The 25,470-nt window shown below is 38.1% G+C and carries 25 protein-coding genes; 24 read left to right on the top strand and 1 reads right to left on the bottom strand.

All coding sequences use genetic code 11. From position 1 onward, the window contains the following. Positions 1–115 precede the first annotated feature (115 nt). On the top strand, positions 116–214 hold the full coding sequence (locus tag V5M37_RS16810; RefSeq protein WP_378582383.1) for a putative holin-like toxin: 99 nt from the start codon (positions 116–118) through the stop codon (positions 212–214). Positions 215–536: 322 nt separating this feature from the next. Here V5M37_RS16810 and V5M37_RS16805 read toward each other — a convergent pair whose 3' ends face one another. Further along, positions 537–1,325: a TrmB family transcriptional regulator gene (locus tag V5M37_RS16805; protein WP_423798320.1), complete on the bottom strand. Its 789-nt coding sequence runs from the start codon at positions 1,323–1,325 to the stop codon at positions 537–539. Between the two features lie 110 nt (positions 1,326–1,435). Between V5M37_RS16805 and V5M37_RS16800 the strand changes: the two genes are divergently transcribed. The 23 genes from V5M37_RS16800 (at position 1,436) to V5M37_RS16690 (ending at position 25,437) form a co-directional block, all read left to right on the top strand. Further along, positions 1,436–2,203, top strand: a complete 768-nt coding sequence (locus tag V5M37_RS16800; RefSeq protein ID WP_423798319.1) for a TSUP family transporter — start codon at positions 1,436–1,438, stop codon at positions 2,201–2,203. Between the two features lie 260 nt (positions 2,204–2,463). Further along, a complete protein-coding gene (locus tag V5M37_RS16795; protein ID WP_423798318.1) occupies positions 2,464–2,919 on the top strand; it encodes a GNAT family N-acetyltransferase in 456 nt (151 codons plus the stop codon). A gap of 219 nt (positions 2,920–3,138) precedes the next feature. Continuing rightward, positions 3,139–3,408 carry a CD3324 family protein gene (locus V5M37_RS16790; RefSeq protein WP_423798317.1) on the top strand — a complete coding sequence of 90 codons (270 nt, stop codon included), beginning with the start codon at positions 3,139–3,141 and terminating at the stop codon, positions 3,406–3,408. A 143-nt stretch (positions 3,409–3,551) separates the two neighbouring features. Then, entirely contained in the window at positions 3,552–4,202 is a 651-nt protein-coding gene (locus V5M37_RS16785) for a FusB/FusC family EF-G-binding protein (RefSeq protein ID WP_423798316.1), read from the top strand. Positions 4,203–4,353: 151 nt separating this feature from the next. After that, entirely contained in the window at positions 4,354–5,169 is an 816-nt protein-coding gene (locus tag V5M37_RS16780; RefSeq protein ID WP_423798315.1) for a lipid II flippase Amj family protein, read from the top strand. Between the two features lie 160 nt (positions 5,170–5,329). Next, positions 5,330–5,560, top strand: a complete 231-nt coding sequence (locus tag V5M37_RS16775; protein ID WP_423798314.1) for a hypothetical protein — start codon at positions 5,330–5,332, stop codon at positions 5,558–5,560. Positions 5,561–5,612: 52 nt separating this feature from the next. Beyond that, positions 5,613–6,923: a WD40/YVTN/BNR-like repeat-containing protein gene (locus V5M37_RS16770; protein WP_423798313.1), complete on the top strand. Its 1,311-nt coding sequence runs from the start codon at positions 5,613–5,615 to the stop codon at positions 6,921–6,923. 551 nt (positions 6,924–7,474) lie between these two features. Then, positions 7,475–8,776 carry an MFS transporter gene (locus V5M37_RS16765; protein ID WP_423798312.1) on the top strand — a complete coding sequence of 434 codons (1,302 nt, stop codon included), beginning with the start codon at positions 7,475–7,477 and terminating at the stop codon, positions 8,774–8,776. A gap of 459 nt (positions 8,777–9,235) precedes the next feature. Then, positions 9,236–13,402 carry a 5'-nucleotidase C-terminal domain-containing protein gene (locus V5M37_RS16760; protein ID WP_423798311.1) on the top strand — a complete coding sequence of 1,389 codons (4,167 nt, stop codon included), beginning with the start codon at positions 9,236–9,238 and terminating at the stop codon, positions 13,400–13,402. Between the two features lie 190 nt (positions 13,403–13,592). Next, positions 13,593–14,024: a DUF2383 domain-containing protein gene (locus tag V5M37_RS16755; RefSeq protein ID WP_423798310.1), complete on the top strand. Its 432-nt coding sequence runs from the start codon at positions 13,593–13,595 to the stop codon at positions 14,022–14,024. Positions 14,025–14,348: 324 nt separating this feature from the next. Beyond that, entirely contained in the window at positions 14,349–14,708 is a 360-nt protein-coding gene (locus V5M37_RS16750) for a hypothetical protein (protein WP_423798309.1), read from the top strand. Between the two features lie 194 nt (positions 14,709–14,902). Next, on the top strand, positions 14,903–16,348 hold the full coding sequence (locus tag V5M37_RS16745; RefSeq protein WP_423798308.1) for a spore germination protein: 1,446 nt from the start codon (positions 14,903–14,905) through the stop codon (positions 16,346–16,348). Positions 16,349–16,564: 216 nt separating this feature from the next. Further along, positions 16,565–17,605 (top strand): DUF3231 family protein, encoded by a 1,041-nt coding sequence (locus V5M37_RS16740; protein WP_423798307.1) that lies wholly within the window; start codon positions 16,565–16,567, stop codon positions 17,603–17,605. 64 nt (positions 17,606–17,669) lie between these two features. Further along, a complete protein-coding gene (locus V5M37_RS16735) occupies positions 17,670–18,143 on the top strand; it encodes a hypothetical protein (RefSeq protein WP_423798306.1) in 474 nt (157 codons plus the stop codon). Between the two features lie 187 nt (positions 18,144–18,330). After that, positions 18,331–18,921, top strand: coding sequence for a thermonuclease family protein (locus V5M37_RS16730; protein ID WP_423798305.1), 591 nt, complete (start codon positions 18,331–18,333; stop codon positions 18,919–18,921). A gap of 168 nt (positions 18,922–19,089) precedes the next feature. Beyond that, positions 19,090–19,641: a DUF3231 family protein gene (locus tag V5M37_RS16725; protein WP_423798304.1), complete on the top strand. Its 552-nt coding sequence runs from the start codon at positions 19,090–19,092 to the stop codon at positions 19,639–19,641. Positions 19,642–20,413: 772 nt separating this feature from the next. Further along, complete coding sequence (locus V5M37_RS16720; RefSeq protein ID WP_423798303.1) at positions 20,414–20,869, top strand: C40 family peptidase; 456 nt, start codon at positions 20,414–20,416, stop codon at positions 20,867–20,869. Between the two features lie 289 nt (positions 20,870–21,158). Next, complete coding sequence (locus V5M37_RS16715) at positions 21,159–22,178, top strand: DUF3231 family protein (protein ID WP_423798302.1); 1,020 nt, start codon at positions 21,159–21,161, stop codon at positions 22,176–22,178. A gap of 273 nt (positions 22,179–22,451) precedes the next feature. Beyond that, a complete protein-coding gene (locus tag V5M37_RS16710) occupies positions 22,452–23,213 on the top strand; it encodes an alpha/beta hydrolase (protein ID WP_423798301.1) in 762 nt (253 codons plus the stop codon). A 703-nt stretch (positions 23,214–23,916) separates the two neighbouring features. Next, positions 23,917–24,135 carry a Fur-regulated basic protein FbpA gene (locus V5M37_RS16705; protein WP_423798300.1) on the top strand — a complete coding sequence of 73 codons (219 nt, stop codon included), beginning with the start codon at positions 23,917–23,919 and terminating at the stop codon, positions 24,133–24,135. A gap of 71 nt (positions 24,136–24,206) precedes the next feature. Beyond that, positions 24,207–24,743, top strand: coding sequence for an NADPH-dependent FMN reductase (gene ssuE, locus V5M37_RS16700; protein WP_423798299.1), 537 nt, complete (start codon positions 24,207–24,209; stop codon positions 24,741–24,743). 23 nt (positions 24,744–24,766) lie between these two features. Then, complete coding sequence (locus V5M37_RS16695; protein ID WP_423798298.1) at positions 24,767–25,114, top strand: hypothetical protein; 348 nt, start codon at positions 24,767–24,769, stop codon at positions 25,112–25,114. Further along, positions 25,114–25,437 (top strand): hypothetical protein, encoded by a 324-nt coding sequence (locus tag V5M37_RS16690; protein ID WP_423798297.1) that lies wholly within the window; start codon positions 25,114–25,116, stop codon positions 25,435–25,437. The genes V5M37_RS16695 and V5M37_RS16690 overlap by 1 nt, the downstream gene beginning before the upstream one ends. The last annotated feature ends 33 nt before the right edge of the window (positions 25,438–25,470 follow it).

Raw genomic sequence — 25,470 nt, 5'->3', positions numbered from 1 at the left:
GAATGATATAATAAGGGTGTACAGCTGCATAGCGGGGTGAGCAGTGGCCGTGAACTTTCTTTTGTGGAAGGTGGTGGTATTAACCGACTTCCTCTGAAGGGGGGTGAGGCCGCTGATGGTTACTTTTGTTGAAGCAATGACTCTGATGTTTGGATTTGGAATGTTTATTCTAACATTTATCTCAGTGTTAATCGCTCTCTTCAAAAAGAAGTAACCTTCCCCCCGCACCTGCCAGTGTAAAAGGGTAATGGTTACTTCTTTGCTCATAATATAGCTTGGCGGTCACTGCACTTCAAGCAGTGTGGCTGTATATTAGGGATGCTAGTTGGCGCTAGTATCCCTTTTTTATGCTATGCTGCATACCCTTATTATATGCAACAAATTGGTATTTTACAAATAAAAAAGAGTATCTGTGGGAGTTCCCGGATTTGGAAAGGCAAAGCCTCTATAAAAAAGCAACTCCGTGTATGAATGTATTTTCTTAATGATAAGTGATTGATCGCCTATTTCTTTGAGGAAAGGGGCATTCCCCATTTTTATTTTTCCTTAAAGAAGACTTTCCGCTCAGTGGTAATCCAATTGTCAAGATCGTCTTGGCTGCGTCGGACAAGTCGATTTACTAGCACATCGTGCCACACATAATCCTCTAATAAGTAAATATGGACAGGGTCATCTGTATAAAAAGCAACACTACGCTCTTCAATTGATGGCCCATAAATCATCTCTTTAGAATCTATGGATAAAATAAACCAACGCTCTGTAGAAGGAGTTTCAGTAAAAGTTGTGATGCGATGTACTTCTAGATTTTTAATAGGATTTTCAACATGTATGGTAATACCTTGCATAGTGACGTTATCAGCCGCAGCCTCAGCCAGTTCGTCTTTCAACACCTCATACATATCGTCCCACATCGAAATAACAATACGGCTGTTTGCTTTTTTTATTAATGTCTGACAATAGCTAATGATGGTTTGATAGTCCTTTAAAGTAATGACTCGATTGTCCATTTTTTCCGCAGAAGTTTCTAAATTTCTTAATGAATCACTTATTTCTGTATAAGTCGCTTGCCACTCTGATTGAGCTTTCTGTAAAAAAATTTCAACGGGCAAAGGGGAATAACGAGTGGTGTCATTAATTTCTTCTTTCAAGACAATCCCTTTATCAACAAGAGTACTTAACACATCATAAATTCGTGCTCTTGGGACACCTGACTCCTTACTAACTTGGTAGGCTGTGACAGGACCTTGTTTAACAAGAGATAAATAAGATTTAGCTTCGTATTCGTTAAAACCTAATTTTTTGAGACGTTGCACGATGTCGACCACTTTTTCCGTCCTCCAATTTATTTCCTATATTTCCAATTTACAATACCTATTTACAATAAGCAATTCATTAGTTACTATTTTAGTAGTAACTACATGAAAGGCTGATTGACATGCATTTTGACTTAGACCCAACATTATTAATGATTTTGATTCTTTTCGGATTTTTAGCAGCATTTATTGATTCGGTTGTCGGTGGCGGCGGCCTGATTGCACTACCTGCATTATTATTTACAGGGCTGAATCCGGCAGGAGCAGTAGCGACCAATAAACTTGCCTCGACTATAGGTTCTTTAACGAGTACATTTATGTTTTATCGGTCAGGTAAACTAGATATTAAGTCAGTTTATAAATTATTTCCGCTCACTTTTATTGGTTCGATGCTGGGTGCGTGGACTGTACATTTGATAAACCCTGAAGTACTAAAGCCATTGATGCTGATCATGCTCGCAGCCGTTGCCATTTATACGATTTTTAAGAAAGATTGGGGAAGCGTGTCAACTCCAAAGAAATTGTCCATCCAGCACTTCATTATTTTTACGATTGCTATTTTTTCGATTGGTTTCTATGATGGATTCCTTGGTCCCGGGACAGGCTCATTTTTAATTTTTTCTTTTTTATTGGTTGGTTTTGATTTTTTAAAAGCTGCGGGGAACGCAAAATTTCTAAACTTTGGCAGTAATATTGCCGCGTTGTTAATGTTCATGTTTCTTGGACAAGTAAATTACACTTATGGATTAATCATGGGAGTCGCACAGCTTGCAGGTGCCATTTGTGGCTCAAAATTTGCAATCAAAAAAGGAAGCGGCTATGTTCGTGCGCTGTTTATTGCCGTTACCTGCTTGTTGCTAGCGAAAAATATATATGATTATCTTCATTAAATTCAAGAATACTGTCTTCCTTAAAGGGGACAGTATTTTTGGCTTGGTCGTGAATTTATTAAAGAAAATTTAATTGATGGAAATCCAATTAGTCATTGCACCGATTATTTTGGGAAAGGAATCTCTATTATTTCACAACTGGAGTTTAGTGAAAGATGAATAAAATTTAATCTCGAGAATTTAAAGGAAATCATAGAGTTTTATAGAAAATATTTAGAAAAATTCATTAGTTATTATAATAATCTACGAGGAGTATGAAGATGGAATTACAGACAGAAAGACTAAAGATTGTTCCTTGCACAGATGAATTATTATCAACAATTTCACCAGAAGATTACAAAATAGGCCCTCATATAAAGATGTTTTTGGAGAAATTTAAAGAGGATTCTACTCAATTTGGTTGGGGTGTTTGGCTAGTAATCAATAAAGAAAACAATACGATTATTGGTGATATTGGATTTAAAGGTAAACCTAATTCAGAAAATACGGTTGAAGTAGGATATGGAATGATCCCTTCAGCACAAAACAAAGGTTATGCAACTGAAGCTGTAAATGAAATTATTAATTGGGCGTTTACAAATGATCATGTAGATAAAGTAGTTGCTGAGTGCCTACATGATAATATTCCATCCATTAGAGTGTTAGAAAAGTTGAAGATGAATAAAATTGGAACTGTGAATGATATGTTAAAATGGGAATTAAAAAAGGTGAGATGAGTTCATTGAATTGGGCTATAATTAAATTTTAAAGGGGGTGCGTACAGATGGAGAATCACGTTAGATTGTCTGGTACTTCTTCCACTCATGCAAAGCCAATTATTAGACAGGCGATACTTTGCATGGGGCGAAACATTTAATTTTATCGCTGAATAAGCTTTTCTAATATTTTGGCTTTGCACCTTATTTTATTCAAAATCAAATAAGGGGCGAGCAAAATTGAAGTATATGAATGCAAGCAAAGTTTTACCAGAAAAGCTAATTGTGGAAATCCAAAAGTATATTCAGGGGGAAACCCTTTATATTCCTAAACAGGAAACGGAATATCGGAAATGGGGAACTTCAAGTGGAGGAAGACGGCTGCTTGACCGCCGAAATACCGACATTAGAAATTCTTTTATTAGTGGCAGCAGCATCCAGCAACTGGCTGAGGAGTATTATCTTTCACCTGAAACCATTAAGAAAATTGTTTATTCACATAAAAAGTAGGAGAGCAGCACTGGTGAAAATCCTTCATCAGTGCTGTTTTATGTAAAAAACGATTCTAAATCATTTTTTCCATTTTTGAAGGTTGATATATTTTTTAAAATAAGTGTAAAGAGACTTCAGCAAAATGAATGGAGATAGAAGAGATGACCGAAAAGTTTATTAAAAATGAACAATTAAATTTTATAAAAAAACAGATTGCTGTCATTAAGGACAGCACCAAAAAGAACGTACCTCAAAACGTTTTGACTGCTGTGATTGACTTAGCCAATGCCAAAATCTCCGATCTATTTCCAAATGCCTCATCGGAACAACAAGAAATGTTGGATCTTTCGAGACTAAAAACAGATAAAGAGTATGAGAAATATATCCAGCATCTTTCGGAGTTTTTGCTGCCCTTTCCTAAAATCACCGAACAGCAACTGAAAAGAATGTTTCCGAAACATAAAAAATTAAAGATGCCTGATTTATCAAATATAGACCACAGCCAGTTGACCTATTTAAGCTGGAACGATCTAAGATCGAATAAGAAATTTATAGTATATGAGCTGGAGGGGAAATTGGTCGGCATTGAATGCGAATTTGCACCGACTAGTAAAAAAAATCTTTGTTCCTTCTGCAATTGCTTTGGAGAGGTTGCCTATTTTTCCACCGTAACAAAAGCGAAAAAATCAAAGAACCCAGATTATTACAAGTCCATCGGAAATCTCATTTGTGCCGATAGCTTAGAATGCAATAAAAAAATAACCAACGTTGAATATTTAACAACTTTTCTAAAAGACTCACAAGGGATGTGAAACTTCACTAATAAAGAGAAGTTATCATATTTGAGCGATGCTTAAAATTGAAATACCAAACGATTTTATCCTTTTACTCTCACTTCTAATAATTCCAAAAGAAAATAATTTAGTTTATAATACGGCTATCATATTTTTTTAGGGGTTATTTATGGGACTAATTTCAGGTAAAGTAATTATTATCGCTCTGTTTTTATTGATCATTACAATGATTGAAACATTAGCTTATTCAACAAGAATTTCAGGAGCAAGAGTAAGATTAATCGCCACTGCTTTATCTTTGTTTAGTACACTGGTGATTGTTTCAAGGTTTTCTACAATGATTCAACAACCTCTTACAGCAAAACTTATTGCAGAGGCACCTGATGTAAACAAATTGCACTTTATCGAAGAACAATATAGGATCTTAATAGCTGTGACCTCCATAGGGGTTTTGTTGGGGATACTTTTATTTCCAACGTTCATCAATATCTTTTCAAGAGCCATTGTTCAACTTTCTAATCAACGTGGTTCAATCATTGCGCTGTTTGTTGATCAATTCAATCGAAATGGCTTAAGAAAAGTTTTTATGTGTTTAAGGATGCCGAGATTTGCCTATTTGAAGGGAATTACCTTAAAAACCATTCCAAAACGGCTCTTTGTGATTAATGTCATCATTTCAGCTGTTTTTACGATTGGTGTTCTATCTTCAATTTATGCTTCAATGTTAGTTCCTAAAGATTATGCTCAGGCGGCATTGATGTCATCTGGAATTATAAATGGTATAGCAACGATTCTATTGACATTGTTTATTGACCCCAAAGCGTCGGTGTTAGCTGATAGAGTAATGAAAAAGCAAACCGATTATATTTACTTAAAAAGCTATTCATTGACTATGATTAGTTCAAAATTCTTGGGGACAATTGTGGCTCAACTTCTGTTTATTCCTGCGGCTTATTATGTAGCTTGGTTTGCTAAGTGGATTTAATAGATCGATTATATACATTAAATTCAAAAATACTGTCTTCCTTAAAGGGATACAGTATTTTTATTTTGCCTTCTATATATTGGAATAGGTATTATTTTAATATGATAGTATAGTGGAGGATTTGAAACAGGATGCAATTTGACTCAAAGGGGTTATATGAATGGTAGTTGAAAATAAATTGACAAAAAAATTATATCGACGACTGATGTTGCGAGATTTATTTTTGGGAAGTAAGAGCAGTTTGTTTATCCTTCTACTATATATCATGTGGTGGAGAATTCTTTACACCATTACAAAAATAGGGCAATTGAAAACGAATATTCCGATTTTTTTAGGAATCAGCTTTCTGGTATTATTAGGATATGATTACTCCACAGCGTTATTTATATAAACCATTTTTTCGTGAGGAATAAGTTTATATTTTGAATGAAGGATGAATTCCATTGAAAAAAACGAAAAGTAGGTTAATCCTTTTTAGTTCCATATTAATTGTTATCTTCATTATCTTTCAAATGTTTAATGGGATTCATGAAAATCCCAATAGGAAACCAGTTGAAGTAAAAAAGGTAGATATAAACAGTAAACTCCCTTACACAGTTCAGGTAGAAGAAAGTGATCAAAAACCAGAAACGATTGCTTACCGAATCTGGTTTGATTTCATGAATCAGTTAGTGAGTGAAGGAGCGATTACCAATAAGAGCTTTACCAGATTTACCAAGTTATCGGGAGATGAGAACTATTTTATTGTGGCGGTCGTTTTTCAAGTTCAGTTACCTGAAGGAACACAAAAAATTGATTACGGTTGGGGAAAGATGCAGGAGACCCGAGTCGTTCCTAATATCGTTTGGAAACTAAGCCTCAAAAAGGAAGAAAATTTAACGTACACGTTAACAAATATTGAAAGAACAACCGATACGCAAATTGGGCTGCCGCCTGTTGAAACGTTGGAAGAATATCGAAAGAATGTCGGAATTGAAGAGCCATCTAAAAAAATAGATTATGAGATTAAGGATGATAAGCTAAGGGTCACCTATGACGGTGGTAAAAAATGGAGGATAGTTCCTGTTGCGGTTGAAAATTTATTAAGCAGTGGAACCAATGGTACTGACCAACAATTTATGGATCGCAGCTATGTGATTACACCAGAAATAACTGCGTTTGTACTTAACAAAGGGTTGTCTGTTCTGGTTAGCAGGGATAAAGGGAAGTCCTGGAATGAGGTGTTGGTTTCGGGTCAGCTGCCATCTTTACGCATGCGAATACTAGGGTTCACATCTGACAAGGATGGTTATCTCATCGTGACAGGTGATAAAACGATGAGTTGGGAGGCACACTTTGTATTTAAAACAAACGATGGCGGAGAGAACTGGTACAACGCCGGATCGGTTAAGGACGTCTATTCCTTAGTGACAGACGGAGGGTTTATTAACGATCAATTAGGGTTTATCTCCTTTGGTGAATTACGATATGAAGCACAACCGCCAATTCCAAATTTATATAGGACGATCGATGGCGGGGCAAACTGGGAACGCGTCGAGGTTCCGATACCGGAAGAATATCAGGGCTACTTCACAATAGCAGAGATTCCTACTTTCCACGGTACGGAAGGAACTTTGTTGGTGAATCAAGGTCCACAAGGGGATTATTTGGGAGGGAAGGTATTGGCGAAATTTACCTCAAAGGATCAAGGTAAGACATGGTCCTTTGCCGGCTTAGTCGATCCAGATGGGGTGCTTGGTGCAATGAAAAATTGAATAGGCTAGGTTTTATGGAGCATTTCTTTGTCATGAGGAATGCTCTTTTTTTGTAATTATCATTAAAACGCAATAAAAACATCATAAAATAGGATAAATATTTATTGAAAATCTACAGAAATATGCCATTAGAATCAGGGCTTTGTACCACTTCGGATTTATTAGTTTGTTCAGACAGTAACAGCAGCATATGCGACAGTAACAACGGCTTATGCGACAGAAACAGGGGCTTATACGACAGTAACAGCAGATTATACGACAGTAAACCTTTCTCAATAAAATAGTCAATTGCAAAGTTTGGTATCTTTGTCCAATAAATACAAAATATTCGGAACTTTTAACAACAAGTTTAGCGTTTGATACCAATTGTTGTAGAAATATTACTATGCTATTCTACTTGTAAGCGCTTTCGATATAGGTAAAACAAAACGTCGTTTTGTTATTTGTTTGCCTTTGGAATTTAGTTTCCAAAGGTCTTTAAATAGCTGTAATTATCTGAATTATGGGAATAGTTTTAATAATCGGTATGTAAAACAAGGGGGTAATAATAGATGGAAGTCCAACAAATAGCCGAAAGTACGATAGAAACGAAGAAAGTCAGTTACTCAGACGTAAAGAAAGTTGTTTTTGGAGCAGGTATGGGGAATTTAATTGAATGGTTTGATTACGCTTCATACGGATATCTAGCTACGGTCATCGCTGCAGTCTTCTTTGCCCCCGGGAACGAACGAGCCGCATTGTTAGGTACATTCGGGGTGTTTGCCATCTCTTTCATAGCAAGGCCAATAGGGGGAATCGTTTGGGGACATTTTGGTGACAAGCTTGGGAGAAAGCGGATCTTGACTCTTACGATTATCATGATGTCACTTGGGACATTTCTAATTGGGCTAATTCCCAGCTATGCTACGATAGGAATGGCCGCACCCGCGTTACTGCTTCTCTGCCGTCTTGTTCAAGGTTTTTCGGCATCGGGTGAATATGCTGGAGCTTCCTTGTTTATTGCCGAATATGCCCCGAGTTCGCGCCGGGGACTTCTTGTCAGTGTTGTGCCGGCGAGTACCGCGGCAGGACTGTTAATAGGGGCTTTGACCGCGGCAGGTCTTGAATTCTCTCTAAATCAGGATGCATTGCACAGCTGGGGATGGCGTATTCCCTTTCTTGTATCAGGACCTCTAGGTTTAATCGCCTTGTATTTGCGGACGAGAGTTGAAGAAACGCCTGCTTTTAAAGAGATGGACCATGAAAAGCCCCAAGATCCTGTTTTCGAGAGCATTCGTCAGAACTGGAGAAAAATCATCGTTGCTTTCGGAGTAATCTGCCTCAATGCCGTTGGTTTTTATACTATTCTAAGCTACATGCCCACCTACCTTACTAATGAGTTGGGCTTTGACAGTGTTAAATCAATTCTGTCGACCATCGCTTCACTTGGAACTTATGTAATTTTTCTACCTATTGTTGGTACACTTGCAGATCGCATAGGCAGGAAGCCAGTGCTGATTGGAGCCAGTTTATTGTTTATTTTGTTTTCCTATCCGGCCTTCATGCTTCTACCCTTGGGAGGAGTATACGCCGTGTTAGCACAGATCTTCCTTGGGGCCATATTGGCCGGAAATGATGGCGTGCTCGCCACGTTCTTATCAGAGATGTTCCCAACCTCTGTACGCTTTACGTGCTTTGGATTGTCTTTCAACTTGGGTAACGCCATTTTTGGTGGAACTGCACCATTCATTGCTACATTTCTCATTCTTCAAACAAACAACAAATTTGCACCTGCCTTCTACTTAATAGCCGCTTCCTTAATAGCATTTATTGCTTTGTTAAAAACCAAGGAAACGGCGAACAAGTCTCTATAATGATGAGTGAAAGGAGGGCATCTATTTTCGTGGCTGCCCCCCAACAATATGAATCTTTGACCAACATACCATTTCTTCTGGTATTTAGGTTGAACGACGGCTTATGCTGTCGTTTTTTTTTTGATTGAAAGTATGTATTATAGATTAATATCCTAGCTGATATGTCTATATAAGAAGATTGGTATGGGTATTAGTTCTCATTAATGAACAATCAATAAATATTATAATAGTTTTAAGGTTGGGAAATTCTATATTATGTAAAAAATGTTAATGTCTTGTATTATGATGGTTAAATTTTAGTTAAACAAAATGAAATAACTAGATGAAATGATAAGGTGTTGGTATACCCCTAGTACTTCCATCCAAGGGAAAGGAGGATATATTCATAGAGTTGGAAGATGATGTGGAAGTACTACTTAATAGAGGGTACCATAAAACAGATTAAAAGGAGGAACACACGTGGAGAGGCTTAGAAAACAGCTATTTGCGATAACGACAATGTTTGTCATGTTGATCAGCATGGTTCTCCCATTTCGGGCACAAGCGGCTGAACCAATCACAGTTGCTCAGGCAATTGCGAATAATTCAGGGACAGCCACTGTGACAGGATATATTGTAGGTTACACTACAAGCGGCAGTAACGGGAAAGCTACATATGATTTTGAGGCTCCGTTTGCCGCAGATACAAACTTTGCCATAGCAGATAGCCCAACCGAAAGAGACGCAACGAAAATACTACCCGTTCAAATCCCTAGTAGTTTCCGCTCAACTTATGGATTATTAACGAATCCCTCGATCGTAGGTAAAAAGGTTTTTGTTACGGGTTCACTTGAAGTTTATTTTTCAGTACCTGGCCTAAAATCTCCAACGGCCATTTCATTTGATGGCACAACACCACCTCCAGATGAACCAGGAACTGGCGAAACAGGCTTAAAAATTCGCGACATTCAAGGTCAATCACATACCTCACCATATAAAGATAAAAATGTAGTAGATGTGCCTGGGATCGTAACCTATGTAGTAGACGGCAGCAATTTTTACATGCAGGATCCAAACCCAGACAATAACTTAAATACATCAGAAGGGGTTCTTGTCTACAAGCCATCCCATGGTGTGGCAGTGGGGGATAGCGTAACCGTTACGGGACTTGTAAAAGAGTGGGTGCTAGATGGATATGCAGAGAAGCTGCAAACTGATTTGGCCATGACAGAAATTAATGCCCAATCGGGAAAGATTACTAAGGTTTCTAGTGGTAATCAGCTTCCAGCTCCAATCATGATCGGTAAGGACGTGATGCCGCCAACTTCTGTCATCGATAACGATCAATTTGGGACATTTGACCCAGCAGAAGATGGCATTGATTTTTATGAAAGCTTAGAAGGTATGCTTGTTTCCATTGATAATCCAACTATAACAGGGCCACAGAAATATGGAGAAGTCCCTGTTATTACAGGTCAAGTGGATGGAAAAGGATATACAAAAGAAGGAACTCCTCTATTAACAAAAGAAAATCAAAACCCTGAGAAAATGCTTCTTCAGCTAGATGACCGCAGCTTTGTAACGAAAGCGGGAGATACTTTTGATGGAACTGTCAAAGGAGTGGTCAGCTATACGTTTAGTAACTTCAAAATTCTCACAAAAGCAGCTGATTTACCTAACCTTGTCGAACGTCCAAGAACGAATGAAGTAACAACTATCCAAAAAGAAGAAGACAAACTAACCATAGCAGGCTACAATATCGAAAACTTCGTAGCAACAGACACGGTTAAACGCGATAAGCTGGCAAAATCAATGGTCGAGAACTTAGACTCTCCAGATATCATCGGTCTAGTTGAAGTGCTTGACGAAAGTGGGGAAACGAATAACGGTGTTGTCAAAGCGGATGCAAACTACAAGGCATTAAGCGATGCCATCAAAGGCTTTGGCGGACCAACCTATGCATGGACAGACATTGCACCAGTTGACGGGAAAGACGGTGGAGTCCCGGGAGGAAATATACGCGTTGGATATTTATACAATCCTGAACGTGTGACGTTGAATAATGCACCAAAGGGAGATGCAACAACGGCTGTCGCTTACGAAAATGGTTCTCTTACATTAAACCCTGGCCGTATCGACCCAACAAATGCTGCATTTAACAGCAGCCGTAAGCCACTTGCAGCTGAGTTTACTTTCCACGGCGAAGAAGTAATTGTCATTAACAATCACTTCAACTCAAAAGGCGGAGATCAGCCGTTATTTGGAAAAAATCAACCACCATACCTTGAAAGTGAAGCACAGCGTGTGCAAATTGCAACGATCGTAAATAACTTTGTCTCGGACATCAAAGAAAAGAATGAAGACGCAAATGTAGTCGTATTAGGCGACTTAAACGATTTTGAGTTTTCCGCACCATTAGCGGTATTAAAAGGTGATGACTTAACGAACTTAGTGGAAACACTGCCTGCTTCTGAGAGATACACATACAACTATCAAGGAAATGCACAAGTGTTGGATCATATTTTAGTATCCAATAACTTAGCTCAGGCAGCAAAACTTGATATCGTGAACTTTAACTCTCCGTATATGGAAGAGCATGGACGTGCTAGTGACCATGATGCATTGGTTGCTCAATTAGATTTAAGTGTGGAAAAAGGACCATTTACGCTGTCACTTCTTCATACAAACGATACACATGCCTATGTAGAGCAATTCCCACGACTGATTACGGCTGTGAACGAAGTGCGTTCCCAGAAGGAAAATAGCTTGTTGCTAAACGCTGGGGATGTGTTTTCAGGAACATTATATTTCAGACAGTATCTAGGTCTAGCGGACTTGTTTTTTATGAATCAACTAGGCTATGATGCTATGACTCTCGGTAATCATGAGTTTGATAAGGATTCGGCCACCCTTGCGAACTTTATCAAGGAGGCTAAGTTTCCAATTGTGACTTCCAACATAAACATGACAAACGATCCTGAACTAGGACCACTATTCAATAACGAAATCGGTGGAACGAATGAACAAGGTGAAATCTTCCCGGCCATTATTAAAAAAGTGGATGGAGAAGAAGTAGGGATTTTTGGATTAACAACAGAAGATACAACCTTCCTAGCAAATCCTGCTGATGACATTGTATTTGAAGATGCCGTTGAAAAAGCCAATGAGACAGTTGAAATGCTTGAAGCACAAGGTGTAAACAAAATTATTGCCTTATCTCACTTAGGCTATCAACCAGATCTGGATTTAGCCAAAAGGGTAGACGGGATTGACGTCATTGTTGGCGGGCATTCCCATACAAAACTAGATGCTCCAGTGGTTGTAGATAAAGCGGAACCGACACTAATTGTGCAAGCAAGTGAGTATTTAAAATACCTTGGTGTGGTTGATGTAACCTTTGATGAAAATGGTGTGATTTCTGATTACGACGGTGAACTGAAAGATTTAAGCAAATATGCAGAGGATACTGCAGCAAAAGCGAAGGTAGAGGAGTTTAAAGCTCCATTAACAGAACTACAAAAACAGGTAGTAGGAAGTACATCTGTTCCACTAAATGGTGAACGCGGTGATGTTCGCAGCAAGGAAACGAACCTAGGAAACTTAATTGCCGACGGAATGGCAGCGAAAGCCAATGAGTTCATCCCAACGTATATCGCTATGCAAAATGGCGGTGGAATCCGTGCCTCCATTGATCAAGGAGATATCACATTAGGAGAAGTGTTAACGGTATTACCATTCGGCAACAGCCTGGTCACTCTAGACCTAACAGGTAAAGAAATTCTTGCTGCCTTAGAGCACAGTGTGAGCGCTCCAGGTGCAGGTGGATTCATGCAGGTATCAGGGTTAAAGTTCAAGTACGATCCAGCGAAACCAGTTGGTGAACGAGTCTGGTATGTGGAGGCTTTAACAGCTGATGGCTATGAAGAACTCCAACTGGATAAAACGTATCGAATAGCGACGAATGCCTTTACTGCGGACGGCGGCGATGGCTACGGCATGTTTAAAACGGCGAAGGACGAAGGACGTATCACAGAGTTATACATTGTAGACTTTGAAGTATTTACTTCCTATTTAGAAAAGTTCAATCCAGTAGCACCAGCGGTGGAAGGTAGAATTGTCCAAGAGGTTAAGGACATTGTAGCTCCAGAGGCTCCTTTTGTAAACGAAGTTTCTGACCAATCGACTAAAGTAACAGGCAAGGCAGAAGCAGGTTCAACGGTAGAAGTGTCTGTTGATGGAACCATTCTTGGTTCAAGTACGGCTTTAGAGGACGGAAGCTTTGTAATCGAGATTGCTAAACAAGCAGCTGGTACCAAGTTAGCCGTTACTGTAACAGATTCGGCTGGTAATGTAAGTGAAGCGACAGTCGTGACAGTTAAGGATGTAACTGCACCAGATGCTCCACAGGTCGACCCAGTCATTCATAATGATACGATTGTCACAGGGACAACAGAAGCCGGTGCAATTGTTAAGATCATGATGGGCAATGTGGAGCTAGGCACAGCTGTAGCAGATGCAAACGGTAAGTTTATGGTATCTTTACCAAAGCAAAAACATAAGAATTCATTAACGGTGACGGCCACAGATGCGGCTGGCAATGTTAGTATGGAAACTGTTGTTGACGTATTAAAGAAAAACAGGAAGTAAGCGAGAAGGCAGGCTGCCCTTTGGGCAGCCTGCCTTAATTGATGCACGGGGACGGTTCTCGTGTTTCAAAAAGGATTATTGAAGTTAGTTATCAAAAAGGAAAGCTGTTTATCATGAATTGGGATAAGGAAATAAAAGAAAGGATAAAACCTCTCTCACGCTTCATAATAACAGGGAGGATGTGAATGGAATGAATAAAGACGAAATTGTCCTTGAGGAATTAAACACATTATTAAGAGGAACCTATATGGGAATCCATGCTTTTGAACACCATATTCAAAAGCTGGAGGATCAAGCCATAAAGCAGAAATTTCAATCTCTGCAGCAAGAGGCGAAGCAATCGGCTCAGGTGCTTGCCGAACGAATTCAAAATTTACAGGGAGTTCCTGCAGATAGTGAAGGGCTCAAAGGCAAGCTGCAAAGCTACATGCATAAGATGATAGTCCCTGACGAAACTGAAGGGATTATCCAGGATGCTTTAAAAGGGATGGATCAATATGGTGTTCAGTACTCGGAAGAACTTGTAAAAGGAGATCTGGACCCAGAAAGTAAACGAATCGTCGAAGAAATAATTGATACAAACCGCAGAATTGCACTAGAATTACGACAATTGCTGAATTGATGAGTGAGGCATGGGGACGGTTCTCATGCATCACTTTTTAGGCTAAAGTGAGGCAAAAGAACCGTCCCCATGCCTCAGGAAACGGTAGTTGACGTATTAATGAAAAACGAAAAGTAAGAGAGATGGCAGGTGGCTGTTTGGGCTACCTGCTTTTTTGTACAAAAACATAATTTCAGAAACTGTATTTTCAAGTACCGAGAAGCTTAGTTAAAAAAATACCCATCCGCATTTGTCATATATAATTTGAAGATTCAGGACGAATACCCAGGAATTTATTCCCAAAAAGCATATGCTCTAAAGAAACACGAAATGAGGAGGATGAAAGTGAGTCCGTATAATCATATAAATTATATTGTCCATGTTCCAATTGATGAAAGAATAGGTTTGGGTGGACCAGGCTCGGGGGTAGGCTTTTCACCAGGACTTGGTTTAGGTGGACCAGGCTCAGGGTTAGGTTTTGGACCAGGACTTGGTTTTGGGGGACCAGGATTTGGACCTGGTTTTTATCCGGGTATGGGCTTAGGTGGTCCGGGTTCGGGCGTTGGTTTCGCACCAGGTCTAGGTTTAGGCGGACCAGGCTCAGGGTTAGGTTATTATCCTGGACTTGGGTTTGGCGGACCAGGCATTGGATATGGCCATCCGTACCCATATCCATATCACCAGCATTATTACCCCCATTATTAAAAATTGTTGATATAAAAAAATTAAACCCAAAATGAAGTCTCTATAAACCAGGCGATTCTACAATAAGTGGAGACGCTTGGTTTTTATTAATTTAATTAGAAATTGTTATGCTGTTAAATAAGACAAGAAGTATTTATTATATAAGCAAATTTTATAAACAGCAGGTCATACTAAAATTAAAAAGGAATCGAGTTATGACCAGAGTAGAAATATCTATAAGCCTACATAGCAATCTAAAAGCTATTTCAGAACGGTTTAATGGCTTATCCAGTTTGAAAATACGAAAATTAAATGTCGGAGATAAAACCAAAAGTGAAGCTTCTATTTTTTATTTGGATGGGATCACAAATACCCAAAACATCCAAGAGAATATTTTAACCCCTTTATTGAAAATGACAAAGATGATAAGTATTGAGTCTGTTATAAAAGATCATCTATCAATCATTGACGTTACAGTGGAGTCTTCAATTGATGAGATTGCAACCGCCCTAACAAAAGGAAAATGTTTGGTTTTAATTGATGGCTATAATCAGGGAATTCTGGCAGATGTCGCAAATTGGCAAACAAGATCCGTGTCAGGACCTAATACGCAACAAACGATTAAAGGCAGCATGGTTGGATTTAATGAACAGCTGAAGGTTAATTTAAATCTTTTGCAGAATATGATTCAGACGCAAAAGCTGAAAATAGAATCGTATCAAATTGGAAATGATTCAAAAACAGATGTGGCCTTACTGTTTATGGAAGGATTTGTCGATAAACAGGTACTTGAAAAAGTAAAAAAGAAAATTAATGGAATCGATGTAACCTATTTATTGGAAGCTCGAGTCATTGAGGACGCATTAGAGGAGAAAAAAACGTTATTTCCCTTAGTTTTTACGACCGAGCGCCCCGATGTAACAGTATCGGCATTATTTGAGGGGCGAGTCGTACTTATTATAAATGGCTTACCTTTTGTATTGATTGTGCCTTGTCTCTTTATCCATTATTTTCAGCAGCCAGATGAATATAATTCAAAAGCTGGCCGTTTTGGCATTCGAATTTTTCGATTGTTTAGTTGGGTTTTGGCACTCCTATTACCTGCTATTTATATAGCCATTACTCGATTTCATACAAGTTGGTTTCCTTCGTCATTTGACAAAAAATTATTATCGAGTTCAGATACAATGCTGCCGTTTGTATGGGAAGTGTTGTTTATCTTATTTATTTTTCATTCGCTTCTTGAAGCAACTTTGCGAATTCCCAAAAATACCACCTTACTTGTTACTTTAATTGGAACAATCACTGTCGGAGAGACCGCTGTTTTCGCTAAAGTCATTCACCCTTTAACAATGATTGTGGTCGGTGTAAACTTTTTGACAAGTATGCATATTGCAAGCGGCGGCTTATGGGGAGCTTTAAATTTACTCCGTCTTGTTTTTTTGTTAATTGGAAATTTTTTAGGGATGACTGGGATACTCATCGGTTTTTTTCTATTAATTTTGTACATGGCATCGCTTAGGTCCATGGGTGTTCCCTATTTGTCTCCTTTCATCCCATTTAGCCTTCATGAAATGAAAGACTCCATTTTTAGGGGTGATTTAAGAAGACTGGTTAACAGTAAACATACCTATCCTCATAAAAATAAAAATGATAAGTGAACAATGTATATCACCATACTTACATAAAAAAGAGTATACGAGGGAGTTGCCAATTTGATTTTTAAGATCACTCCTGTTGAAATGTTTTGAACAGAAAAGTTATTTCGCATTGCTTATTTTTGTAACCCTTTTGATTATTAAGGTTAAGTTACACCTGAATATGATTTGAATGGAGGAGAATACTAACTTAAAACTCGAAAAGGGAGATTTTTCTTAATGGAACCGCTAACGCCAATTAATTTAAGTTCAGAAAAAACGGACCTAACTGAAAATCTTACTTCAGCAGAAATGGGTAAACTTTGGGCGACCTATATGGGTAACAGCATGTCAGGATGCATTATACGCTATTTCCTTCAACATGTTGATGATCAAGATATTAAGACATTATTAGAGAACGCATTAAAATTAAGCAAGGAATTCATGAAAACGACAGAAACGATATTCAAGAAAGAAAATTTCCCGATTCCGAAAGGTTTTTCAGAAGAGGAAGATCTAAACGTTGGTGCTCCTCGTTTATTTGAAGATGAATACTATGTTCATTATCTTAAATATGCTGCCAAAGCGGGGTTGAGCATATATCACATTGCCGTACCGCTTGTTTATAGAAAGGATGTAGAAGAGTTCTTTATTTATTGTTTGGATTCCACCATTGCTTTGATGAAACAAATCAAAGAGATCTTAATGGGTAAAGGTCTTATTATCAAACCCCCTATTATTCCAGTACCCGATAAAGTGGAATTTGTTCAAAAAGAATTTTTAAATGGTTTTTTAGGAGATGTACGGCCATTACATGCATTAGAGGTTACTCACCTTTACGACAATATTGAAAATAATGTAACAAGTAAAGCACTCATTATGGCTTTTAGCCAAGTGGTAAAATCGGAAAAGATTCGCGAGCTGTTTATTCGCGGGAAGAAAATGACTCATAAACATGTTGAAGCCTACATGGAAAAACTACATAAAGAAGATTTGCCTACGCCATCTTATCTTGACCATTTGGTTACAAAATCAACTTTTGCTCCATTTTCAGATAAATTAATGTTGTTTCATAAAATGGATATGTTCTCCATGAAACTTAGGGCATTTGGAAATTCTGAGGCAGTAAATGGTAGACATGATATTGGGCTTATGTACACAAAGTCATTATTGCGCCTTGCATCATTTGTTGAGGATGCAGCAGAGATAATGGTGGAGAACGGTTGGATGGAGCAGCCCCCGTATGCCATTGAAAGAAATAAGTTAGCAAAAAACGAGTAACCATCCCTTATTATTCCAAAAGCCTAACATCGTCAAAAATCTAAAAGAAAAAGGTTAGAAAGATTTGAATCCAAAAGAAAAATTGTTATGGAGTATCGCACTCCCTGGATTTGGTCAATTACTGAATGGAAAATACCTTAAAGGAATCATATTTATATCATTGGAATTTCTTATTAATGGTCAATCTCATTTTAATGAATTAATCTTGCTTAGTTTTATCGGTGAAATTGAAAGAGCCATTGACAAGACAGAATACCAATGGCTAATGTTTTATCCGTGTGTCTATTTTTTTGCCATGTGGGATTCTTTTAAAGATGCAGGTGGAGGTAAAGAGCCTTATTCGTTCTTACCATTTGTTCTATGTGCTTTTTTCGTTACTGTGGGCCTTATCTATTCAGCAAAGGTAAAGTTATTTGGGTTTTCCTTGGGAACAGTTTGGTTTCCAATGTTATGCGTGATTCCGGGTGTTGTCATAGGTATAGTATTAAAAGCATTATTGAAAAAGGCAAAATTTTTTAGTAAAAGTGTACAGGATTAAGGTACACTTTTTTTGCGTTCCCTTTTTAGTATGGGTTGCTTTTAATAGAAAGGAGTTTCATTCTGTTTCACAAGTTCGCCATGTCAAAAAAATTTTCTTTCGACCCTTTCCTTTTTCGATTCATTTCACTAAATAAAGGGTGAAAACGGTTTATAAATTTGCCGGTGCAGGGAGGAGGTGAAGCTTAATGAAAAAGCAAATAGCCGGCTTGACCCTTATCGCAGGAACCGCCCTTCTGGCATTGCAGCCGGGATCCCTCCAAAACAACTGGAGCAGCGTTCAACAGAATAGGGAAACGACTCCTGCATTAGCGTCTTCGTTTTATACACAGGAGCGGGTACCGGCTGTTCTAGTAGAAACCATCGATGGAGATACAATCCGTGCAAGAGTAAACGGAAAAGTTGAAGCGGTCCGCTATTTATTGATTGATACCCCGGAATCGAAAAAGCCGGGAATGTGCACCCAGCCCTATGCGAAGGAAGCTTTTTCAAGGAATGACGAGCTGGTGAAGTCAGGAGGCTTGACTTTGGTATTGGAAGAGGGGAATACAAGGGATGCCTACGGTCGGCTGCTGGCCTATGTGTATGTCGATGGAAAATCGGTTCAAGAAATCCTGCTGAAGGAAGGATTTGCGCGGGTGGCTTACGTGATGAATCCTCCCTATAAATTTCTAACTTTATTTAGGGACGATGAACAGCTAGCCATACGCAACAAAGCTAACATCTGGAGCAGTCCGGGGTTTGTAACAAAATGGGGATTTAATGGGTGTTTAGATTGATAAAATTTGGTTTTCTATCTGCAGGTACAAAATGAGTATTGACTAACGAAGAGCGTGGTAAATATACCTTATATACTTAGGCTGGTTAATACAACAAGTTCAATAATTTTACAAATATTACATGTGTTTTGAATAAATTTGGAATAATACAGTTCAGGAGGTGTGGTAATGTCTAATCCTTTAGAAGCGATTTGGAACATGCTTAAAATATCGATTGATACCACAAATGAGCCTAAATCACCGTTACATATCATTGAAGCTGGTGACTGTTGGACGTATTTAACATTAATGGAAGAGTTCATTCGTTATGAGGAAATGGGATTAAATACGACAACAGATGATGAAATGAAAGAAATGTTAAAGGATGTAATTCAGATATGTGAATCACAAGTAAAAAAATTAAGCAGTTTTATGAAAAAAGAGGGAATTCCCTTACCAGATGTATCATCATCAAAACCAAATTCAGACCCAAATGGTATTCCCTTAGGTGTAAAGCTGACGGATAACGAACTTGCAAATGGTATAGCATTCAAGGTAGTTACATGTTTGCAAGCGTGCTCTAAGGGACAAGCTGATTCTGTTCGAAATGATGTCGGGTTAATTTGGTTACAAAACTATCTGGAATGGGCAACATTTGGAACAACCTTAAAAACACTTATGCGTAAACGAGGGTGGCTTAAAGTACCTCCATATTACTATCCTCCTGGTCTACCACGATAATAAAAACCAACTCTTAGGGTTGGTTTTTTAATTATGTCTCAAATAGACTAGGATAAATAGTTTTCTTATTCAACTATCTGCCATTTCCTTTAAGAAACGACTGCAAAAGTGCAGCCTTTTTTATTGATCTAAAGGGGCGAGTTTGTTTAATAAGAAATGGGTAACAACAAAAAATTTTAGACGTTTCTTGGAAATAAAAAAGCACCCGTTTAGAGAGTGCTTAATGGTTCCCAAATCAGAAAATATGATTTGCTTATTCTAGTGGTGTAAGGTCTGAAAGTTTAACTAACTTAATATAGTCATCGTTTTTAATTTCGCAGTACCCGCTATCATATATCCAATGAATTACATACATTTTTGAATCGAATATTACTTTGCTTCCTTTAACCAACAAAAAAAATGCCCCCTGCTTTCTGTTTAGGAACCGTTATCCAACATATCAGTGAAAACGTTTATTAATCAATTGTTAAATATTAGGAATTTGAGCTATTAAAAATTGAATAGAAGATAATTCAATAAACGTAGTTTTTTGCTGGTGAACCAAGGTAAGCCCTTTTGTTCCAGTTAACGGGAATCGGAGTTAAAAGTGCGATTGTTCAATAAGAGCAATCGCTTTTCTCGTTCAGCTAAAGTGGGCAGGTTAATAACAAAAAGAAAGCAGATCTAATTATTCTAGAATAATTTTGTAACAAGATTATCATATTGCTGTGATGAGTCTGTTATACCTTTCTAGTATAGTGAACCTATCAAATCACACGAGGAGGAAACAATCATGCTAAAGAAATTCATCGTAGCCTTTACCATTTTAGCTTCTTGTGGCTCTTTGTTCGCCGCCAAGGGTGATAACGCGGAAGCAGCAACTTATAATTATCATACAGCAGCGGTTTCAATTGCGAAATCTAATATCGGAGTTCCTTACCGATGGGGCGGGATCTCGCCAAGCGGATTTGACTGTTCAGGTCTTGTGAAGTATTCTTACGGAAAAGCGGGAAGAACACTAAATCGCACTGCTGCCCAAATGTATTATGGAAATGGATATCGGCCATCTAATTTGCAGATTGGTGATTTACTGTTCTATGGACCATCCAAAGCAAGTGCCCCAACCCATGTTGCTATCTATATCGGATACGGGAAAATGATCATGGCATCCTCATCAAAAGGGGTCATTATCACCTACACAAGCAACCCATATTGGCATCCTAGATATATTGGAGCAAAGCGAGTATAAAGATCATCGGTGGACGATGGTCTTTTTTCATTTAATAGTATTTTTCTTAACTAAAAAAACTACTCCTAAAATAGGGTTTTTTGAAAGTAATTGAAAATCTTGAGGGGTAAGCTCATATTAAACAGATGGGGTGCAAGTATGAAAATGAGCTAGCGATCTATACTGCTTCCCAAAATTGAATTCTGACTTTTGGGGTGCTTACACGATGGGGTTTTAAAGGTAACTAATACATACTATACGTAATTTATGGGGAAGGTATTTTTTAGTATATCTTTTTTGGAGGTTACTTATGGAGGAAAAAGGAAAACAGATCAGGCTAACAGCAGGTGAGATTGCCCAACTTTGGATTCAATACTTAAATGATAGCTCAAGCATGTGTGTTCTTTCGTATTTTTTAGAAAAAGCTGAGGATGTTGAAATTAAACCTATTATTAAATTTGCTTTAGAGTTATCTCAATCACATATTCAAAAAATTACAGCAATTTTAACAGAGGAAAAAAATGTTGTACCATGCGGTTTTAGTATAAAAGAGGATGTAGATTTATCCGCTCCTAGACTTTATTCTGACACTTTTGTCCTTAATTTTATAAACCAAATGTCTAAGATTGGTCTCATTTCTTATGCTGGAAGTGTAGCGGCATCTGTAAGAAATGACATTAAAAGTTATTATATGGAGTGCCTTACCGAAACAATGCAATTATTTAAAATTTCAACTGAATTATTACTGTCAAAAGGATTATTTATCAGGTCTCCCAGCTTGCCTAATTTAGAAAAGGTTGAATTTGTGAAAAAGCAATGGTTTATGTTAGATGTGTTTGGAGAGAAAAGACCATTAACCGCTGCCGAAGTAGACGCTTTATTTGCCAATCTCCAAAGAAACGCTTTAGGAGTTGCGACACTTACTGGATTTAGCCAGGTTGCACAAAATAAAGATGTAAAACAATTCTTTTTAAAAGGTTTAGAAATTGGGAATAAACATATTAAATTATTTAGAGGAAAGTTAGAGGAAAGTAAACTCCCTGCACCTATGGCATGGGATTCAGAAATAACGAATAGTACAGCGTATACATTTTCTGATAAACTTATGATGTTCTACACATCTGGTTTGGTTACTTTGAGCGTAGGGTATTACGGCACAGCAGTCAGCCAAAGTCCAAGAGGTGATATTAGTGCAATGTATAACAGGCTATCTTTAGAAGTGCAGTTGTTTGCTGAAGATGGAGCTAATATTATGATAAAAAATGGATGGTTGGAACAGCCTCCAATGGCATCCGATCGAGATGAACTAATTAGGAAAAAGAATCAATAATAAACATATTTAAAGTCCTTCTGTAAAATTAAAGCATAAGGACTTTTTTCATTTCCATTAGGATTTATTATCACCTTTCCGATGTATTGTGAAAGTTGCTAGAGTGAAATTAAAGTTATTAGAAATCTTAAGCCCGTCGTGGAGAGTCTAACATTTTGAGACACGAGAACCGTCCCTATGCTTCATAATTCTTAGTTGACAGGTAGGAATAATATGAATTATAATCACGTTAATTAGAAAAATGGAAATGGTCGTTTAAGGAGGGGACGCGGGATGAAAGAACAATATCCTGTTTTGGCTGGAGCGGAGTCATTTTTTATTGAAGGGAACGATACGGGCATCTTAATTTCCCATGGATTTATGGGCACTCCTCAAAGTGTGCAATACTTGGGACAAGAATTTTCCAAACTGGGTTATACGGTTTATGCCCCAAGGTTAACAGGTCATGGAACACATTATCGGGACCTAGAGAATACTACGCATCATGACTGGTTTTCAGCTTTGGAAGCAGGTTACAAGTTTTTAAAGGAACGCTGCTCCACGATCTTTGTCATTGGTCAATCGATGGGAGGGGCATTAGTACTCTGGCTGGCAAATAAATATGCTGATATAGAGGGAATCGTTACTATTAATGCTGCTTTAAGTTTACCAGACTATGAATATTTGGTTGGGAAATCAAAACCAAGATTTCTTCCCGAAGGTTCGCCGGATATAAGATTACAAGGTGTTCATGAAATAACCTATAACAAAGTTCCACTTCAGTCCATTCATGAACTCCAGGCGATCATGAAGAAAACACCTGATATCATCCCAACGATCACACAACCTATCCTTTGCTTTAAATCGCTTGAGGACCATGTAGTTCCTCACGAATGCACAGATTATATATTCAACCATGTTGGGTCAACTCAAAAAGAAGTGGTGACACTTTATCATTCTTACCATGTGGCATCAATGGATTATGACAGGGATGAAATCATTAAGAAAACACAAACATATATTGAGAAAACCATTGAAAAAAAAGTTTTAGTTTAGACTATAAGGTCAGTTGTGGATGGTTCTTGATTAATGATGCACGAAAACCGTCCGAGACTACTGAAAAACACTCCTTATCTTGCCTTCTTAAAGACCAACTACTTGGGGAAGGCAAAAATGTCTTTAATAAGCTATCTATTTTGCCCGTGAGTGCAAAAAAAGTTTCGCACCGGTAAAAATAAGGGGTCTATTTTGCCCGTGAGTGCAAAAAAAGTTTCGCACCGGTAAAAATAAGGGGTCTATTTTGCCCGTGAGCCCAAGAAAAGAAGAGCACCGGTAAAAATAAGGAGTCTATTTTGCCCGTGAGCCCAAGAAAAGAAGAGCACCAGTAAAAAATAAGGGGTCTATTCTGCCCGTGAGCCCAAGAAAAGAAGAGCACCGGTAAAAATAAGGGGTCTATTTTGCCCGTGAGCCCAAGAAAAGAAGAGCACCGGTAAAAATAAGGGGTCTATTTTGCCCGTGAGCCCAAGAAAAGTAACGCTTCAGCTTCTTAGGATCATCTTTCAGTGGATTCGAAACATCCCCGTGTATCAATTTGTAGTTGACAATGATGGAAAATGCTGATAAATTATAATTCAAAGTTAACCAATCGGAATAATAAAGGTTCGATCAGTCTACTGAAGGCCTTGCAATGTTGAAATCACATGATTAAACATTGCAGGGCCTTTTTGTCTACATTAACTAAATATAAGGGGTGTTTTAAGTGGGGAACATTCTAAGGAAAGCAGTGGAACAAAGGCGGCAAAGATTAATAGATAAACTGATTGCCTTTAACGTTTATAAGAAAGCGGATAAACATCTTTTTGAATTATCACTATCTGAATTGGAGAATGAATATCGGCAATTTATACAAACCTGCCACCCACATACGAATCTAGGGTTAATCAAATGGAATACAAAATATGACCGATCAGGCACCTGAAGGTCCTTAACTATTTTTAGAGTTAGGGGCCTTTTTATTTTTAAATTTTTATAAAAGAGGAGCAGATAAAGATGACAAACATTTTAATTATTTCGGGAAGTCCAACGAGAGTTTCACGTACCGCTGCGGTTGCTGCATTTATTAAAAACATCCTGGCTGAAAAGGGAACGAAGGTGGAGCATCTGTCAGTAAGGGAGCTGTCCGCAGAAGCATTGCTTCACGCACAGTTTAACCATTCAGAAATCAATAAAGCCAAAAAGTTGGTAGAGGATTCGGCCGCATTGATTGTCGTAAGTCCGGTCTATAAAGCAAGTTATCCAGGGATTTTAAAAAGCTTTTTTGATTTAATTCCTGAGAAAGGCCTTGCGGGCAAGACAGTGCTGTCGATTGCATCGGGTGGAACCCTTGCTCATTTATTAACGCTTGAATATGCATTTAAACCATTATTTTCAGTTCTGGGCGCACGGGAAATTCCACAAGGAGTTTATATTGTGGACGCACAGGTTAGCTATACAGGTGATGAAATCAAATTTGTCGATCCGCAGCTCGAAGAACGACTGACATCAGCAGTACTTGAATTACTAGAAAAGGTAGTGGTCATTAATTAAAACAGATTTTTGGAGGTATTTAAATGCAAAAGAACACCATAAACAATCTGGAGTTACCTTTGTCAGCCGAGAACAACAATTTAATAACAAACCATTTTTTAAATCTCCCAGACCTACACTTCTTTCAAAAATGCAACCACCAATACCGTGTTAATCGCGGAGTATATAACATGATTGACGATTGGTTTTTCGAGTATGGTATTGTTCAGATTGCACATAGAAGGATTTTTATATTAGCATTTCTGGATTTTGCCTACCAGGAAAATAAAACCGAATCAACTAAATTTTTAAGATTTGGTCATGGAGGACTAATGAAAAAACTAAATGACTTCATTAAAAATCATGAGAAGGGTTCCTACGGGCAAAACTGATGAAAAAAGCAGAGGAAGTGTCCGAACCAAGGGTCACTTCGGACAAAATCGGTGAAAAAAGCAGAGGAAGTGTCCGAACAAGGGGGCGCTTCGGACAATACCGGTGTAAAAAGCAGAGGAAGTGTCCGAACAAGGGGGCGCTTCGGACAGTACCGGTGAAAAAAGCAGAGGAAGTGTCCGAACCAAGGGTCGCTTCGGACAAAACTGGTGAAAAAAGCAGAGGAACTGTCCGAACGAAGAACCTCAAACAACAAAAAACGCCGATCGTACAAACGAAGGCCAGCCTTATACAAAATAAAAGGCAGGCCTTTTTATATAAATAAAACATAAGGGAGACGATTGTATTGAATAATCAA

The sequence above is a fragment of the Neobacillus sp. SAB-20_R2A genome (genome assembly GCF_049568635.1).
In the GTDB taxonomy this organism is placed as follows: domain Bacteria; phylum Bacillota; class Bacilli; order Bacillales; family Cytobacillaceae; genus Neobacillus; species Neobacillus citreus.
Note: the sequence above shows the minus strand (reverse complement) of the source record. Positions and strands in the feature narration are given on the sequence as shown.